Raw genomic sequence first — 18,016 nt, forward strand, 5'->3', positions numbered from 1 at the left:
AAAAAGTTTTTCGCTTGTTCTATGTAGGCCAAACCGATATCGTAGGTCCGGCTTGGCGATTAATTAAAAATTATTTGGCAATCTTCAAATTCCATGCTGGCAACTCGGTGCCATGGAAGTCTTTTTGAATAAGCTTAGCATTCCGTTCGCTCTGGTAAGCCTTAACGATTTCTTTAATTGCTCGCTTATTTTTATCTGCTTTGCGCGCAGCAATGATATTGATGTAAGGCTTAACGTTCTGATCAATCTTTTCAGCGTAAACCGCATGCTTGATGTTCAATCCTGCATCAACCGCAAATGTATTGTTGACAACGGCGGCAGTGACGGAATCTAATGAACGCGGTGTTTGATCAGCAGCAACCGCCGTGATTTTTAATGACTTAGGATTACTAGTAATATCTTTAGTCGTTGGTAGTTTTGTGTGGTTTAACTTGATCAAGCCGGCATTCTTCAATAGGTTTAAGGCCCGGCCTTCATTCGTTGCGTCATTCGGGATCACAATTGAATCGCCTTTTTTAAACGCACTGATCTTCTTAATCTTTTTGCTAAACAAGCCTAAAGGTGCAACAACAGTCTTGCCCACTGAGGTAATGTCTGTCTTGTGCGCCTTGTTCCATTGATCCAAGAAATAGTAGTGCTGAAAGGCATTAATATCAATTTGCTTGTCATTTAGGGCTTGGTTGGGCTGGGTGTAATCTGTGAATGTCACAATTTTTAAATTAATCCCATCCTTTTTAACTTTGCTGGCAATCGGCTTCCAAATCTTTTCATCGTCAGTTCCGACGATGCCCACTTTAATGGTCGTCGTTTGCTTACTAGTTGATTTCCCACAACCAGCTAGAACCAAAATAAGTGCAAAAACCGCTGTTAAACTTAATAATACCCGTTTTGCCTTTTTATTCATCACACTGTTCCTCCTCAATTTTCACTTAAATTAAAATCAATCATGACGTTAATGACCACTTCATTAAGACAACCGATGATGACTTGCCGACTAAAAAAGCTCGCTTCTAATCAAATTGATTAGAAGCGAGCAGCCCGCGTTACCATTCTAAATTCAGACTAAATTCACATTTAGTCTCTCACCAACCGACGCCTCCTGGGGGTCTAGAACTCCCCAGTTGGTTAAGGTGTGCGCGATAATGGGCGCCAAGTCATTTTCATCTTACGCAACGCGCTCGATGAAACCAATCACAGGCCATGTTCGTCTTTGCGCCACTCGCCTGTTTTCAGCAACTCAGGCTTTCTGGATAGCTTTACAAAGGCTACTCTCCTGTTCGTATTGTTTCGGTTTCATGAAATTAACTAAGATAGTAGCGCATTGAAAATCACCTGTCAATGAGAAAGTTGAGAAAATCATGAGACTAATTTTTGGTTTCTCATTAAAATAATTATTTTTATCGGTCAAGAATTGTATTGATCTGGGCTAATTCATCATCTGTAAAGCTCATTTGATCGACTGCTTTCAGATTGTTCAATAAATGGTCGATGTGACTAGCCCCGATCACAACGCTGGCCACGACATCGTCATGCAATAACCAGGCCAACGCCATTTGCGCAAGGGTTTGCCCCCGGTCGCTAGCAACTTGATTCAAATCATTGAGCTTCTTTACTAACCTATCCGTGCCTTGATCCAAGGCCCATTGATTACTCCAATGAATCGGCATGTCATCAGGAATTCCTTGCAAGTATCGATCCGTGAGCAATCCTTCCGCAAGCGGACCATACGCAACCAAGCCCCGTTGATCATTTCGTAACACATCTAATAAGCCGTCTGTTTCAACAGTTCGGTTGATCATATTGTAACTGCTCTGATTCACCACAAATGGTGTGTGATGAGCCTTAAACAACTTCGTGATCGCCGCGGTTTGTTTTGCATCAAAATTAGAGATGCCGACATACAATGTTTTACCTTGCCGTACCATCAGATCCAATGTTTCAACCTGTTCCTCTAATGAAGTCTTGGGATCGAAACGATGCATATAAAAGACATCGACGTAGTCCAGATGCATGCGTTTCAATGAAAGATCCAACGCGTTCATCAGCGTTTTCCGTGATGAAAATTCACCATACGGTCCAGGCCACATGTGGAAACCAGCTTTGGTTGTAATGACCAACTCATTTCGATAAGGCTTCAAATCTTGCTCAAAAACTCGGCCAAACGTTTCTTCAGCTGATCCATTACTGGGTCCGTAGTTTGAGGCGTTATCAAAGCTAAAAATGCCTTGATCAAAAGCCGACAAAATCAATTCTCGACTATTGGCATATGGTTGTTGATCGCCTAAGTTACGCCAAAGTCCAAAACTGATGGCAGGCAACATAAACCCAGTATCTGCAACCCGTCGAACGGGCATTTTGTTATAACGTTGTTCATCTGCTTGATACATCTTATTACTCCCCCTTCGCCACTGTGCTGTCAATTGCTGACAAAATCTTAACTAATCAATTCAATTATTTATTTTAGCTCATTTTAAAGATGAAAACGAGTGGTTGATTTCCGCGCCGATGGGTTATCAGGCGCGTAGGGATTTATTTAGACAAGTTAAGGTAAAAAAATGTTTATAACGTTTTTTTGAAACTCCAATAAAAAAAACGCGCTAAATCCTGATTGGATTTGCGCGAATCTCTTCAATTACCGATGTAAATCACAACCCTCACCGTAATTTCACATCGGGATTTTGTTTACTGATAAAAAGTTCGTCAACGGGCTGATTATTATGGATCCGCATAATGGCTTCCCCCATCAGATCAGCGACTGAAATCACAACAAGCTTATCAAACGCCTTTTCAACTGGCACCCCAATTGAATCCGTCACAATCACTCGATCTAGCTGTGAATTAGCCAAAGTGGCCGCCGCATTGCCTGAAAAGATCGGGTGTGTGGCCACCGCATATGTGTGTTTAGCACCGCCGGATTTTAAAATATTGGCGGACAAAGCCATCCGATCCGCCGTATCGATCATGTCATCGATGATAATCGCATTTTTGTCTTGGACATCACCAATAATAGAGTCAGGTTCTGGATCAAATTTATCTTCAGAGCGATTATCAATGATCGCAATGGGAGCCTTTAACAATTCTGCAAAATTGCGAGCCCGTGACACGCCGGCATGATCAGGGGCGACAACCACCACATTATCTAATAAATCATGAGTATAGAAATATTTTGCCAATAATGGTGCTGCTAACAAATGGTCCACCGGAATGTTAAAGAAGCCTTGGACCTGTTCGGCATGTAGATCAAGGGTCAACACGCGATCTACGCCATCGATTTCCAAAAAATTAGCGACCAACTTAGCCGTAATTGGTTCTCGAGAGCGAGCCTTGCGATCGGCGCGTGCATAACCATAATAAGGCAAGACCACATTAATTTGTCCTGCACTAGCCCGACGTAATGCATCCACCATGATCATTACTTGCATAAAGGAACTGTTGACTGGATCACTAACGGATTGGATGACGTACGCTTCACAACCTCTAACACTTTCGTCAATACTGATCGCAATTTCACCATCGGCAAATGTGCTGATCGTCGCAGGGCTTAACGGAATATCGATTGAGGCTGCAATTTTTTCAGCCAACGCGCGGTTTGTGTTTAATGCAAATAGTTTAATATCACCATTGGTGTGTTGTTCGCTCATGATTGCCTCCACTGCTTTTGTTCAATATGCCTATTATCGCAAAAAAAACCGAGGGTGAACACCCCCCCAGAGCGTGAGTAAGACTGGTTTGAGTCCGAGCAACAACTGGAAATCATGGACGAGTGGGCTTCACCCGGTAGTGATTGCTAGTTGTGCACAGTCTTCAGTGATGGCGAACACGTTTACATTAGAGCGTGAGTCACGCCACCTGCGCCCGAGCTCACCGATTAATCCTCACGACCCGGTGCGCCAATTCGTTGGAGGACCCTGTTGAAGTACCAGGCGACGACGATTAAGACCAGTCCACTAGCCATGAAGATCCATTTGATCGCAACCACGTCCGCTAAGGGACCAAAGAATAACATGGCAATAGGATAAATGCCTGTCGAGACAATTTGAAAAATTGAGAAAACCCGGCCCATCATGTTGGGTGTGACCGCTTCTTGAATCAGGATATTGCTAGTGGCAGTGATAATCGGCATCGCAATGCCACTGATAAACATGAAGAACAGATACCAAGCGAATGGTCGTGCAATGCCCATTGCCGCAAAGGCTACGCCAGAAACGCCTAATGCGACGGCAATGATTCGAATTTTATGGGGTAATTGGTGGTGGCTACTGATCCAAATACCCCCAAGCGTGGCTCCTGCCGTCCATAACAATTCGTTTAACGTCAGCAACATGACCTTGCTGCCAAAGGTTTGCTTCACAAATAATGTCGATAACTGTGAACTTGGCGCAATCAACACAAAGGATAAGGCGATTAGGATCATAAACCAGCGCATGAAACCATGTGCAAACGTGAAGCGTAGGCCGCTGCCAATTTCAGCCAAGGTAGATGTTACCATCCCTGCGCTATTTTTCTGAAAGGCCACCACACTGGGCGCAATTCGAATTCCAGCTAGTAGCAGTAAACCAATCGAGGCCGTGACAACATCGACGACGAAAATGAAGATAATCCCCAAACGACTTAAAATAAGCCCCGACACAATTGGAGTAATGAGTAGTAAGCCGGCGTTGATTAACTGATTTAACCCATTCATCCGCGTCAGTTGAGCTCGCGGCGCTAACTGCGGTAATAAAGCGTTCCCAACCGGCATCTCAACCCCGGTGCCTAACGAACGAACGGCTGCAATTAGAAGCAACAACCACAAATCGCGCCACCCAAAATAAAACATCAAAGCGATGCCCAACGTCACCACCGTAACCATGCCAGTTGCCCACATTAATAAATTACGTCGATTACAACGATCAGCCCACACGCCGGCCCACAAAGAGACCAAAATTTGCGGTAAACTCTGGGCCAATGTAGCCAACATCATCCACGTTCCTGATGAAGCCTTCAAGGCAATGTACCACAGGATTGCAAAGAAAACTGAAGAGGAACCAAACAGAAAAAAGTTTTGCGCCGCTAAAAATAAACCGGTATTCACCCGCCAGTGCTCAGCAATGGCGGTATCTTGTTGTGCTGCGGTTGTTGCATTCTGTGCCATCTGCCTCTCCCCTCGGTTTTTAATTGTCCACTGACTGCGTATCAGTCCGTGACCCGGCAAATGAAGCTGGCGTAATCCCCGCCATGCCAATCATTGGATCCACTGTACCACTCAAGACTAATGCAGTTGTTAAAACTGTCCCCGCCCGCTCAGCTGGTTCGTCATGAATTATTGGAGCAGAATTAGCAAGTTGAACCCGCTTCGGCGTTTTCGATGTTGCCTGATTTTCTGTTGCAGTTTCCGTCGACTGACCAAATACTTGACGTAATCGTTCAGGTAATGTCGTATGGCGGTTGGCGGATTCGTTGTGGGCCGCTTCACTAAAGGAATGCTCGTCGCCAACCAAAATCAGCCATTGCTGGGCGCGTGTCACCGCTGTATATAACAAATTACGTTGTAACATTCGCCGAAATTGAGGCACCAGCGGCAAGATCACTAATTTGAATTGTGACCCTTGCGCCTTATGAATCGAGACACAATAAGCTAGTGTGATCCGATCAAATTGTTGGCGCGTGTACTCAACTTCCGTCTGTTCAAAAGCTAGGGTTAGCTTATCGACTTTGTCTTCATTAGTTTTATCACTTGCTAAGTCAATGCCCACGATTTCGCCCATGTCACCATTAAATACATTATGTTCGGGGCTATTAACCAAATGAAGAACTTTATCACCGATCCGAAATTGCTCACCGTGAGCCGTTAATTGTTTCGTTTTCGCCGATCGCGGCGGATTAAGGATCGTCTGTAAAGCGGCATTGAGCGCATTAATTCCGGCAGCGCCGCGATACATAGGAGCTAGTACCTGAATGTCACTTTTAGCAAATCCGCGTGCTTTCGCTCGTTCTACCACCTGACTAATCAGCGGCACAACCTGGTTGGGATCGGCCGCAAAAAAACTTCGGTCGGCTTGATTGACGGTAAAGTCAGCAGGTAAATGACCGGCCTTAATGGCGTGCGCCAGTGGAATGATTGATGAGGCATCCGCCTGTCGGTAGATCGTCGTTAGTTGTGTTGCCGGCAAGCAAGCGGAATTTAATAAATCGGCAAACACTTGCCCTGGCCCAACTGATGGCAATTGATCGCGATCTCCGACCAAAACAACTTGCATCCCGTCTGGAATGGCCGCCATCAGCGTCTTAAATAAGAAGGTATCGACCATCGACATCTCATCGACAATTAACAGCCCGCCACTTAATTCATGTCCACTCGTTTCCGCATCGCTGGTTTCGCGACCCGTCAAGCCTAACAATCGATGAATCGTGCTAGCTGGCAAATCAGTTACCTCGCTCATTCGTTTGGCCGCTCGACCGGTCGGGGCCGCCAATAAAATGGGAAAAGTGCCAGACTCATATTCATTCACATCCAAGGAAACATCATGTAAATGTGCAAAAAGCGCCACTAGTCCGTTGATAATGGTCGTTTTACCAGTCCCCGGACCACCGGTCAGTAGCGAAATAGGTGCGGTGATTGCCGTCTTCAAAGCGTCCACTTGATCTGCGTCGTAATCAATATCTAATTGCTTTTGGACCCAACGAATCTCGTGATTCCAATCCGTGTCGTCATCAACGACGGTTACTTGCTGCTGATGGAGCCGAACCAATTGCTCAGCGGCGCCCCATTCACTATCGTATAACGACTTTAAATAAACCTGTTGCTTGGTCCCAACAATTTTTTGATCTTTGGCTAAGGCTAAGAGTTGATCTGCCAAATCATTAGGTGAAATTTGCACGGGACGTGCCTGCTCTAGTAACGAAGTGGCCCCGTTTAATACCGGCGTTAATGCCGCGTAAGTATCACCAGCGGAAAAGCACAGGTTTGTAATGGTTTCCAGCAGGGCCGCTCGTAACCGTCCAGGGGCATCTGCATCAAAACCCAGTTGTTCGGCAATCTGATCCGCTCGTTTGAAGCTGACACCATTGATATCTTCAGCCAGTCGATACGGATTTTCTTGAATAACGCGCATCGTATCCTGTCGATACGCTTCAAAAATCGTCGCTGCTAACTGACTACCGAAACCTAAACCATTCAATCCGATAATGATCTGATCAGTCCCATGATTTTCCGTCAGCACCGAGACCAAATGTTCGCGTACCTCGGCCTTTAATCCCAGTGATGTTAAGACTGCTGGGTCCGCAATAATCTTGTCAATTAGGTCTGTTCCTAATGTATCTACTAACCGTTCTGCAGTCTTCTTGCCCAGTCCTGGAAATTGGTCCGAAGATAGATATTTGACGAGACCGGTTTTCGTCGTCGGCGTTTCATTTTCATAATTGCTGGCGGCAAATTGTTTACCATACTTAGGATGTTCAATCATTTTACCGATAAATCGATATGTCGTCTCTTCTGCTACATCCCCAAAAGAGCCGGTCACGACAACCTCGTCATCCGTCCAGTCCAGACTGCTGTGATCCACTCTCACCAATAAAACTTTATAAAAGGAGTCAGGACTGCTAAAAAAAATGGCGGCAACTTTGCCGACCACGTAATCTGGTTCAAAAGTTGAATTTTCCTCAAAAAGTGTCCCTTGTGTGGCCATATTGATCACCTACTGTTCTTCATCATGATCTGCAGGTTCATGCTTGTGGATGAGCGTCGCAATATCGTTAATGCGTTGGGCTGATTGGGCCACATACGCTGGATCTAACTTTTTAGCCTGCGCCATAAATGGTTGCTCATCTTGCCCTAACGCCATCGCAACTAAGCCACGATTAAAGTTCAACTGCCCATCAGATGCCTGCTTCGCCAGCGCTTGATCGTAAAAATCTGCCGCCTGATGAAAATTGCCCATTGCTAACAGAATGTCACCTAATAACGCATTTACCGCTGGATCCGTTGCCCGTTGGTCATGCACAGTCAAGGCAAAGGCAAAAGCTTTTTGGTAGTCTTTTTGTTGCATGTAGGTTTCGGCCAACATTAAATAGGCATCTAATTTACGTTGATCCGTCTGTACTTTCGCAAACATCTGTGCCGCTTGGTCATAAGCCGCAGCCTGATAATACACATTGCCTAACCCATACGTGAGCAAATCAGTGGCAGCTAGGTCACTGTGAAATTGCCCTAACATCTTCATTAACAGCTCTTCGGCCTGTTCGTAATCTTGCATTTCTGTTAATACAGTTGCTAGTTGGTAAATCAACTGGGCATCCTGGGGATTGGCATCAATGGCTTTGACTAGCTTCTTTACCGTGGCACTGGCGGCTGCTTGCGCCTGTTGCCCATCTTTCTCGCTCATCTCACCCATCCTTTCTTAAAAATGGCTTCATTACTTAAATGGTACTTGTCGCATCTGGTTGCTCTGCTAAATAAGCTGTCAGATTACGTGCTAATTGGGTGAAAGTTTGGCCACCATCAGTTGATTCTAAAATTGTCGTACTCGTGTTTGCCAAGCCACCAGCGGCTCGCATTTGTGACATTGGAATATTCAATAAACCATTGATTCCCGCATTCAAAGCCGCACCGTGAGAAACCACTAATAGATTGGCATCATCCTGAGGATGCGCGGCAACAGCCCGAGAAATCACTTGATCCATCCGCGCAATCACCTGCGCAAATGTTTCACCACCGATAACCGTTGGATCATAACGATCGGCATGATACCGAAACCCATCGTACTGCTTGGGATATTGTTCCTTCACGTCCTCAAAATACATGCCTTCTAACTTGCCCAACTCAAACTCGCGTAACCCAGAATCTAAAGTGGGCGACAATGGTTGAGCGAGCCCCTTGATTAAGTGGATGGCAGTGAGACGAGCTCGTTTAATTGGACTGGCATACACGTGAGCAAACTTTACATCCGCTAAATAATCAGCTAGTAACGCAATTTCTTCATAACTGCGCCGTAATAGCGGTGAATCACCATTAGCGCCCTGATAGCGCCCTTCTAAATTCCACTGCGTTTTACCGTGACGAATGAAAAAAATGCGTGTCATGTCAGCCCCGTCCCTTCGCGTTTGAATGCTTTTATTATGCCATTTTTAACGAGGAAATCAAACCCGTTGCGCTAGCACTACTGTGACCCTAAAGTCCATTGTCAATCCAAAAAAAGCAGCCACCACTTTCGATTTCCCGAAAGCTGGTGACTGTTGGCCTAACATGCCTTATACATATTGGAGTTGCTTAACCTGATTATAGGCTGCATCAATAATGCCACTACCTAAGCACTCGTCGCCATTGTAAAATACGACGGCTTGTCCTGGCGTAATCGCCCGAACTGGTTGATCAAATGTCACCGTAACAGTCGTTTGGTCCTCATTTAGATGAACTGTGACACCAGTATCTTTTTGCCGGTAACGGAATTTCGCGGTGACATGAAAATCGTTGTCGGTCACGTCATTGACCCAGTTCAGATCAGAGGCACTTAAGCTCGTGGCCAAGAGGTGGGGATTATTGAAACCTTGACCAACATACAGAATGTTTTGACTCAAGTCCTTACCAATCACAAACCAAGGCTCGTCGCCTTCCTTTTGGCCACCAATCCCCAGGCCCTTGCGTTGACCAATGGTGTAGTTCATCAGGCCATAATGAGTCCCCTTTACCTCGCCATCTAAGGTCATCATTTGACCTTCTTGGGCTGGTAAATACTGATTCAAAAAGCCTTTCCAGTTCTTCTCACCAATAAAGCAAATCCCCACAGAGTCCTTCTTTTCAGCCGTTGCCAAACCAGCTTCTTCGGCAATTTGACGCACCTGTGGCTTTTCATAATCACCCAATGGAAATAATACACGGTCCAACTGTTCAGAAGATAACTGGCTCAAAAAGTACGTTTGATCCTTGTTGCTATCTAAGCCACGCAATAAATGACTGTGACCATCCACATCATGCGTCACGCGTGCATAATGACCAGTCGCGATGTAATCAGCGCCTAACTCCAACGCATAATCTAAGAACGCTTTAAACTTGATTTCCTTGTTACAAACAACGTCTGGATTTGGTGTTCGGCCCTTTTTGTACTCATCTAAGAAATACGTAAAGACGCGGTCCCAGTATTCCTTTTCAAAGTTGACTGAGTAGTATGGAATGCCAATTTCATTAGCAACCCGCGCTACATCCTTATAATCTTCGGTCGCCGTACAAACGCCATTATCATCGGTATCGTCCCAATTTTTCATGAAAACACCGACAACATCGTAGCCCTGCTGCTTTAGCAGTAGTGCTGTCACTGACGAATCCACCCCACCACTCATGCCGACGACAACACGCGTGTGCGAATGATCAATAGTCTGATCAACCATGGTCTCACCATCATTTCAAATAGATTCTGAGAATCAACGATTTGAAGGTCGCAATTATCAGTTCCACCAGTATACCGCGGTGTACTTACTATTTTCAAGTCAGAGCGTGAACCAGGTCGGTTTGAGTCTGAGCAACAACGGACAATCGCAATTGGGCGGTGGTTGCCCGGTTGTGCTTGTTGGTTGTGCACAAGACTCAGGCCTGGTGAGCGCGTTTACGCAAGAGCGCGAACCAGGCCGTTTTGAGTCTGAGCAACAACGGACAATCACAATTGGGCGATGTTTGCCCGGTTGTGGTTGTTGGTTGTGCACAAGACTCAGGCCTAGTGAGCACGTTTACGCAAGAGCGCGAACCATGATGACGGCAACTTTTAGGGGTGTCATTGCACCAAAGTCAGATTGGACTTGTATAACGTGGTTCACCGCTGGCCAACTTGAACCCAAAAAACGTGCCAACCCACATCAGGTTACCACGTTTTAAACGACCCATTTAAGCATCGACTGCAACTTTTTGCAACACTTTTCGTTCAATTAGGTCATTAATTTGAAATTGATATTGTTCTGTCAACACAGCGGCGTTTGCATTCGTAAAAATGTTCACGTTGCCGGTTCCACTGGGATTTACCGTACTGAGTTTAAACCCAGAAAGATCCTTATTAACTAACATTCTAAGTTTGATCGCGCGTGCTAAAGCCACACTTGCGTCCAGCGGCCGTTCAAGCAAAAATCCACCAGCGTTGGTTTCGCGAAAGCCTAAATCGCGTAACGTATACCGCTTTAATTCAGTACTTAATGCATAAACTTGAGGATCACCAGCCACTTGTACTTCTTGTTGGAAAGCCATCGAGGTCTCATCTCCTAAAATTAATCATGAATCGTTACATTGTGCGCCTGCAAACGTTTAGTCATCATCACAATGGCTTGAACAAAGGCTTGTAAATCCTCATTGGTTGTATAGCGGCCAAAGCTCAAACGAATGGATTGCATGACCCGCGGCTGATCTTCGCCATACATCGCAACTAAAACATGACTGGGATCGATAGACCCCGCCGTACAAGCAGAACCCGCCGAGACAGCAATTCCCGCTAAATCAAGGTTAGTTAACGTCACGTCATTTTCGACACCTTTGATCCATAAATTCAAGACGTGTTGTAAATTCTCCGGTTGCAAACTACCGTTAACTTCAAAATCAACGCCGGCGTTTGTTAAACCGTCGATAACCGTCTGTTTAAAACCGGCATATTTAGCCTGACGCGCCGCCTTCTCTGTCGATGTAATCGCCTTGACTGCCGTGGCAAATCCAGCAATTGCTGGAATATTCTCTGTACCGGCTCGGCGCTTATCTTCTTGGTCGCCACCCTTCATAAAACTAGGAAAATTAAGGTCTTCACGACGATACAAGAAGCCCATCTGCTTGGGACCATTGATTTTATGCGCCGAAGTAGATAGCAAATCAATATGATCACGTTTCACATCAATATCCAGTAGGCCAAAGGTTTGAACTGCATCCGTATGAAACCAAGCCTGATGGTCCTTCAATAATTCACCAATTTCATGGATCGGCATGGTCGAGCCAACTTCATTATTTCCCATCATAATCGACACAAGGATCGTGTCTTCATTTAAGGCGGCCTTCAAATCGGCCATGTTAATTTCTCCTGCCGCATTCACAGGTAAATAGACAATATCGAATCCTTGAGTCGCTAGCCAAGCAGTGGTTTTCATCACTGACTCATGCTCAATGGCCGTCGTAATGATGCGTTTACCTAATTTCTGACGAGCCAGCGCCGTTTGGGTGATGGCGGTGTTGTTGCTTTCCGTACCACCCGCCGTAAACACAATTTCATTATCATCCGCATTAATACTTTGTGCCATGACGTGGCGAGCATCATCTAACACGGCCCGTGCTGCCCGACCGAAAGAATGCACGGAACTGGCGTTGCCAAAGTCATTCTTCATTTGGTCCATCATCGTTTCAATGACTTCATCGCTCATCGGGGTCGTCGCCGCATTATCTAAATAAATTTGCTTCACAACTAGTCCTCCTACATTTTTTGCATAACGTTACGCCTAGTTGGCCGAGACGTGCTCAAAAAAATTTAACAGCATCGCGGCGGATTTTTGACCAGCTTCAATAATAAACTCGTCAAACGAGACCCCTGCGTTGCCATCCGCAGTATCACTCATAGCGCGAATAACCAAGTAAGCCACATTAAATTGATGGGCGACCTGACCAACTGCGGCCCCCTCCATCTCACAGCTCAAAGCTTCTGGAAAATGCTGTTTGATTTGGCTGATCGTTTGTTCACTAGCCACAAAGGAGTCCCCTGTCACGATCAAGCCACGCTTGGTGGCCAAACCGGTTGCTTTGGCAGCCGCCTCAATCGCGGTACCCCACTTCGTTGACGCATCAAAACGAGCCGGTTGCTGGGGCAATTGCCCATAAACATAGTCAAACGCAGTCGCGTCAACATCCCAATAGGCAGTCTGATCAGCGATCACAACATCGCCAACGGCTAAATCACTTCCAATGCCCCCCGCTGAACCGCTATTAATCACGATATCAACCCCGAAGTTAGTGATCAACAAGGCGGTTGTCAAGCCGGCCGCTACTTTACCAATTCCAGAACGAACCAACACCACATCATGCCCACTGATCGTGCCAGTATAAAAGTCAACTTGACCAATAGCGGTCGTTTGTTGATCCGTTAGATGCGCGAGCAAACTCTTAATTTCTTCATCCATCGCACATAAAATCCCAAATTTCATGAATCGATTACTCCCTCTTAATTCTTGTTTCGTCTGCCAATTTCCGATAACTAACCGACAAATCGTAAAATGATGTAAACCAATAAAATCAAGCCAATTAATATCATAATCGTAACATTCAAACGATGGGCGAGCCGCTGACGCTTCTGTTCCCCAGTCAATGACTGAGTGGCGGCCCGCTGTGCCTCAGGCTCCCCCTCGCTAGCTACATGAGGGACAGCATTTTTTTGACCAAAGGGCCACCAACGTCGTTTCGCTCGCGTGACTCGTTTTTCCTGCCGCGACTCGCCACTTAGTGAGCTGGTTTCTGACGTAGGTTGCCTAGTCTCTTGCTGTCGATATTGCTCGCGAGTCAACGGCGCCTGTGAGTCTTGGGGTTGTTCACTCATCTATCTCTCCTCTTGCTTTTTGAACAGTTCACTTGCTTCGTAAAGACTTTGAGTCAAGCAATTTTCTAAATTAACGATTGTCCCGGTGTGACTAAACCAGCATCTAATAGTTGCCAATAGTAGATTGCTGTGACGGTCTTTTGATCCACGATCTTGCCATCGGTTAAAAGTTGTTTAGCTTCACTTAACGTATATTCGTGCAAGGTAATATTTTCATCCGCATCTTGTGGGAGGGCGGTCGTTACCGGTGTTAATTTAGTGGCGAGATACAATGTCATAAATTCGTCGCTAAACCCGACTGATGTGTAAAATTGACTGACCTGGGCAATCGCACCTGCTGCATAGCGAGTCTCTTCATTAAGCTCACGAATGGCCGCTGCTTCAGGATTATCTCGATCACGATCGTCAAGTTTCCCTGCCGGAATTTCAATGGTGACTTGTTCAATTGGTGCACGCCATTGTTCCTCAAACAGCCCCTTACCTGTTTCAGTTAGTGCTAACATAGCCACGGCCGCGGCATGGTGCACGACATCTCGGTGAGCCGTTTCACCGTTTGGCAGTTGTACGGTTTGATTCTCAACGTCAATGATCGCCCCATGATACTTAGGCGAGACACCAATGACTGTCTCTTCAAAATCCATTGCAATCCTCCTCATTTTTTACAGTAAGTAGCTGGGCTGCCCTACTGGTCGCCATTTTCGACTTTGGTCACCTTAGCAGCTTGCGGGCCACGGGTCCCTTCCACAACAACAAATTCTACTGTTTCACCCGGCGTTAATGTCTTAAAGCCTGGTGTTTCAATCGCTGAAAAATGGACAAATACATCTGGGTTGCCTGCTACTGCGATGAAGCCAAAGCCTTTCTCTTGATCAAATGTTTTGACGATGCCGTGTTCACGGCCATCCGTTAACTTTGCCATGTTGTTCTTCTTTCCACATGTGACTTGAGTTTTAGTATAGGCAAAACCCCAACTTTTTTCCAGTCGTAACCGTTTAATGATCATTCGCGTCGGCTTCAATTTGAGGATCTTTTGAAAAAATTTAAAAATAGCGCGTCTATTTTAAAAACAACCGGTTGTAACCGGATTGGGCCACACCTATTAGTTTTGTTCAGCCTAATAATAAGGCGGCGCTCGTTTTATGCACATAAATGAATAACAACTTGGTACTACTAGTATTCCAAGTGCATGGGCTGCTCGTAAAACTTATTCCAATAAAACCTTTTACTACACGCCCGTTTGCGTTTTTTAAAGGAGTCGGTATAATGCATATGTCGCTGGAAACATTACTCAGATAATCAATGAATTTTTGGAGGTGGCTGACTTGTTAAGCGACATGCTTCGAGAACAACGGCTTAAACAGCACCTGACATTACGCCAGTTAGCCGCGGCGTTAAACGACCGGTATCAATTAAATTTGTCAGCCGGTATGTTGTCGCGTTATGAAAACGGCACGAACGTTTCCATGGGTAACCTCTTCTTCATTGCCGATTTTTTTGACATTGACTTGACTGCCTATACTAAAACGTTTGTCGAACAACATCGCTCAGCCATGCGCATCAGTGAATCCTAATCGTGGTTGTACTCAAAAATCCCTCATTTGCCGAACAAACCGGCAAATGAGGGATTTTTTTTAACTTCGGTTTAACGCATCATCAGATTACTTTTCCAGTCCGTCATTAATGCTCTCTGGGAATTCGGTCCGCACAATGTGAGCACAACGCGCACACAACATTGGATAAGCGTCGTCGCTGCCAACATCTTTTTTAATCATCCGACACCGTTGACATACCTCACCATCAGCATGTTCCACAACCACAGCAACATCTTCGTACTGATCTGCTTGGCTCGTAGCTTCTTCCAACGGCTTGATATCTAATTGCGACACAATCAACAATTGAGCCACGTTACTATGCAAATTGGCCAGCATCTTTTCGTTATGCTCACTGACATATAACGTCAAGGCTGCTTCCATTGGTCGGCCAATCAGCTTTTGATCCCGCGCTGTCTCTAAGGATTTCAAGACATCGTTACGTAAGGCCATGAAATCTGCCCAACGACCAATTAGCGCCTCATCTTGCCATTCAGGTTCTACTGCTGGCATCTCAGCTAATTGCACAAAAGGCTCTGACTCATGCAAGAAGCCCCAGATTTCTTCACTAGTATGCGGCAAGATCGGCGTCATTAATTTGGTCAACCGCACTAGTACTTGATACAACACTGTTTGCATGCTGCGCCTTGTCCGAGAATCAGCCGCGTCAATATAAAGAATGTCTTTGGCAAAATCCAGATAAAAGGCCGATAGATCATTGGTTACAAAAGCCAATAAACCCTTGTAAACAGCAATGAAATCATAGCGATCGTAATCTGCTTTGATCGTTTCCACAAGTTCATTTAAACGGCTAAGCAAATAGCGATCGGCACCAGCTAATTCGGCATACGGCACCGCGTTATGATCTGGGTCAAAGTCCGTCACGTTCGCCAGCATGAAGCGCATGGTATTACGTAATTTTCGGTAGCTTTCGGAGATTTGACTAAAGCTATCCATTGACACGCGGACATCGGCAGAAGAATCGACAGATGCCACCCACAGACGTAAAATCTCGGCCCCCATCTTATCGACAACGTCTGCTGGGGCAATGGTATTACCGATGGACTTACTCATCTTTTTACCATCTTTGTCTAAAGTAAATCCTTGACTGACCACACCTCGATATGGGGCTTGTCCGGAAACAGCCACTGATGTGATCAGGCTGGAGTTAAACCAACCACGGAACTGGTCAGAACCCTCTAAATAAAGATCAGCAGGGTACGTTAATTCTGGTCGGGCAGCCAAAACGGCCTGATGGCTAGAGCCAGAATCAAACCAGACATCCATAATGTCAGTTTCTTTCGTGAATTCGCCATTAGGTGAATGTGGTGATGTGAATCCTGCCGGGAGCAACTCTTTAGCATCATGCTCAAACCAATAATTAGAACCGTGCTCGCCAAACAAATCCGCAACATGGTTAATCGTTTCTTCGGTCATAATCGGCGTACCATCTTCAGCATAAAAGATTGGCAATGGTACCCCCCAAGCTCGTTGACGGGAGATGACCCAGTCACCACGATCCTTAATCATGTTGTACAACCGCCGTTTGCCCCATTCTGGCTGGAATTTAACACCATCTAATGCATCTAGAATTTGATCTCTAAACGAAGAAACACTGGCAAACCACTGTGGTGTGGCCCGGAAAATAATTGGCTTTTTCGTTCGCCAGTCAAATGGATAACTATGGACGTATGGAATATGCTTCAGCAACAGGTTATTAGCCGCTAACTTATCCATGCTCAGCTGATTAGCATCCTCATAAAAGACCCCTTCAAAGCCAGGTGCTTCATCGGTCATCTTGCCTTGCGCATCGACGGGAGCAAAAACTGGTAAACCATACTTGGTTCCAATATTGAAATCATCTTCCCCAAAACCAGGTGCCGTGTGGACCAATCCAGAACCAGCATCTAAAGTAACGAAGCCACCGTTCATGACCATCAATTCACGATCGTAATATGGATGGTTAGCCGTCATCTGATCTAATTGGCTACCCTTGAGCGTCTGTAAAGTTTTCACGTTTTCCCAGCCAAGTGTTTCCGCCACATCATTGACTAATTGCGTCGCCACCACGAATTTGCGCGTTTCACCAGCTGGCTGAACGACTGAGTAGTCAAACGAAGCTGAGACTGTAATCCCTTCAGAGGCCGGAATCGTCCATGGGGTTGTCGTCCAGACCACAAAATACGTGTCATTATCTAGCAAGCCGTGACCATCTTTAACCTGTTCCGCAAAGAAGATCGATGGTGACTCCACATCATGATACTCGACTTCAGCCTCTGCTAATGCAGATTCTGAGGACCATGACCAATAGACGGGCTTTTGGCCGCGGAAAATGTAGCCCTTTTTAACAAATTCACCAAAGACGCGCACTTGCGCGGCCTCGTATTCGGGTTGCAACGTAATGTATGGATGATCCCAATCACCAGCGACCCCCAGACGTTTAAAACCAGTTCGCTGCTTATCAATTTCCTTTAAAACAAATTGTCGACATAATTCTCGAAATTGAGCCGTCGTCATCGACTTTCGGTCCACACCCTGGTTGGTCAAGGCTTGTTCCGTTGGTAATCCATGCGTGTCCCAACCAGGAACGTAAGGCGCCCGAAAACCATTCATTGACTTGAAACGAACGATAATATCTTTACTAATTTTGTTCAAAGCATGACCAATATGAATATCGCCATTCGCATATGGCGGACCATCATGCAGCACAAACGAGGGTTTCCCTTCATTTAACTTCTGACGTTGTTCATAAACTTTGTTTTCTGCCCAGACGTTTTGCCGTTCTTGCTCGGTAACGGGAAGATTTCCCCGCATCGGAAAACCGGTCTTATTTAAATTGAGCGTTTCCTTAATCCGCATGCACAAACTTCCTTTCCTCATGACATCATGACTGAAAATTCATCGCAA

At 45.7% G+C, this 18,016-nt stretch carries 16 protein-coding genes; 1 reads left to right on the plus strand and 15 read right to left on the minus strand.

The features are described from left to right. Positions 1-70: 70 nt before the first annotated feature. The 14 genes from ACYQ0Y_RS02845 to ACYQ0Y_RS02910 all read right to left on the minus strand — a co-directional run bounded on the left by ACYQ0Y_RS02845 (position 71) and on the right by ACYQ0Y_RS02910 (position 14,439). Positions 71-904: a MetQ/NlpA family ABC transporter substrate-binding protein gene (locus ACYQ0Y_RS02845; RefSeq protein WP_407882515.1), complete on the minus strand. Its 834-nt coding sequence runs from the start codon at positions 902-904 to the stop codon at positions 71-73. 493 nt (positions 905-1,397) lie between these two features. Then, on the minus strand, positions 1,398-2,387 hold the full coding sequence (locus tag ACYQ0Y_RS02850) for an aldo/keto reductase (protein WP_407882516.1): 990 nt from the start codon (positions 2,385-2,387) through the stop codon (positions 1,398-1,400). Between the two features lie 267 nt (positions 2,388-2,654). Beyond that, positions 2,655-3,641 (minus strand): ribose-phosphate diphosphokinase, encoded by a 987-nt coding sequence (locus ACYQ0Y_RS02855; RefSeq protein WP_407882517.1) that lies wholly within the window; start codon positions 3,639-3,641, stop codon positions 2,655-2,657. A 227-nt stretch (positions 3,642-3,868) separates the two neighbouring features. Beyond that, positions 3,869-5,134 (minus strand): MFS transporter, encoded by a 1,266-nt coding sequence (locus ACYQ0Y_RS02860; protein WP_407882518.1) that lies wholly within the window; start codon positions 5,132-5,134, stop codon positions 3,869-3,871. A 19-nt stretch (positions 5,135-5,153) separates the two neighbouring features. Further along, the gene (gene recD2 / locus ACYQ0Y_RS02865) at positions 5,154-7,667 is read right to left on the minus strand and encodes an SF1B family DNA helicase RecD2 (RefSeq protein WP_407882519.1); all 2,514 of its coding nucleotides are present in this window, start codon (positions 7,665-7,667) and stop codon (positions 5,154-5,156) included. A gap of 9 nt (positions 7,668-7,676) precedes the next feature. Beyond that, entirely contained in the window at positions 7,677-8,363 is a 687-nt protein-coding gene (locus ACYQ0Y_RS02870; RefSeq protein ID WP_407882520.1) for a tetratricopeptide repeat protein, read from the minus strand. Between the two features lie 34 nt (positions 8,364-8,397). Then, the gene (locus tag ACYQ0Y_RS02875) at positions 8,398-9,060 is read right to left on the minus strand and encodes a histidine phosphatase family protein (protein ID WP_407882521.1); all 663 of its coding nucleotides are present in this window, start codon (positions 9,058-9,060) and stop codon (positions 8,398-8,400) included. Between the two features lie 168 nt (positions 9,061-9,228). Beyond that, positions 9,229-10,362 carry a tRNA 2-thiouridine(34) synthase MnmA gene (gene mnmA, locus ACYQ0Y_RS02880; RefSeq protein WP_407882522.1) on the minus strand — a complete coding sequence of 378 codons (1,134 nt, stop codon included), beginning with the start codon at positions 10,360-10,362 and terminating at the stop codon, positions 9,229-9,231. Positions 10,363-10,852: 490 nt separating this feature from the next. Further along, positions 10,853-11,206 carry a cysteine desulfurase gene (locus ACYQ0Y_RS02885; protein WP_407882523.1) on the minus strand — a complete coding sequence of 118 codons (354 nt, stop codon included), beginning with the start codon at positions 11,204-11,206 and terminating at the stop codon, positions 10,853-10,855. A gap of 20 nt (positions 11,207-11,226) precedes the next feature. After that, positions 11,227-12,396 (minus strand): cysteine desulfurase family protein, encoded by a 1,170-nt coding sequence (locus ACYQ0Y_RS02890; protein ID WP_407882524.1) that lies wholly within the window; start codon positions 12,394-12,396, stop codon positions 11,227-11,229. A gap of 36 nt (positions 12,397-12,432) precedes the next feature. Further along, positions 12,433-13,131, minus strand: coding sequence for a 5'-methylthioadenosine/adenosylhomocysteine nucleosidase (locus ACYQ0Y_RS02895; protein WP_407882525.1), 699 nt, complete (start codon positions 13,129-13,131; stop codon positions 12,433-12,435). A 50-nt stretch (positions 13,132-13,181) separates the two neighbouring features. Then, positions 13,182-13,520, minus strand: a complete 339-nt coding sequence (locus ACYQ0Y_RS02900; RefSeq protein WP_407882526.1) for a hypothetical protein — start codon at positions 13,518-13,520, stop codon at positions 13,182-13,184. 65 nt (positions 13,521-13,585) lie between these two features. Then, entirely contained in the window at positions 13,586-14,161 is a 576-nt protein-coding gene (locus ACYQ0Y_RS02905) for an NUDIX hydrolase (RefSeq protein WP_407882527.1), read from the minus strand. Positions 14,162-14,202: 41 nt separating this feature from the next. Continuing rightward, positions 14,203-14,439: a cold shock domain-containing protein gene (locus tag ACYQ0Y_RS02910; RefSeq protein WP_407882528.1), complete on the minus strand. Its 237-nt coding sequence runs from the start codon at positions 14,437-14,439 to the stop codon at positions 14,203-14,205. A 403-nt stretch (positions 14,440-14,842) separates the two neighbouring features. Between ACYQ0Y_RS02910 and ACYQ0Y_RS02915 the strand changes: the two genes are divergently transcribed. Further along, entirely contained in the window at positions 14,843-15,091 is a 249-nt protein-coding gene (locus ACYQ0Y_RS02915; protein ID WP_407882529.1) for a helix-turn-helix domain-containing protein, read from the plus strand. An 87-nt stretch (positions 15,092-15,178) separates the two neighbouring features. Here the strand turns inward: ACYQ0Y_RS02915 and ileS are convergent, their stop codons facing one another. Then, entirely contained in the window at positions 15,179-17,968 is a 2,790-nt protein-coding gene (gene ileS / locus ACYQ0Y_RS02920; RefSeq protein ID WP_407882530.1) for an isoleucine--tRNA ligase, read from the minus strand. Positions 17,969-18,016 lie beyond the last annotated feature (48 nt).

The sequence above is a fragment of the Furfurilactobacillus curtus genome (assembly GCF_054657915.1).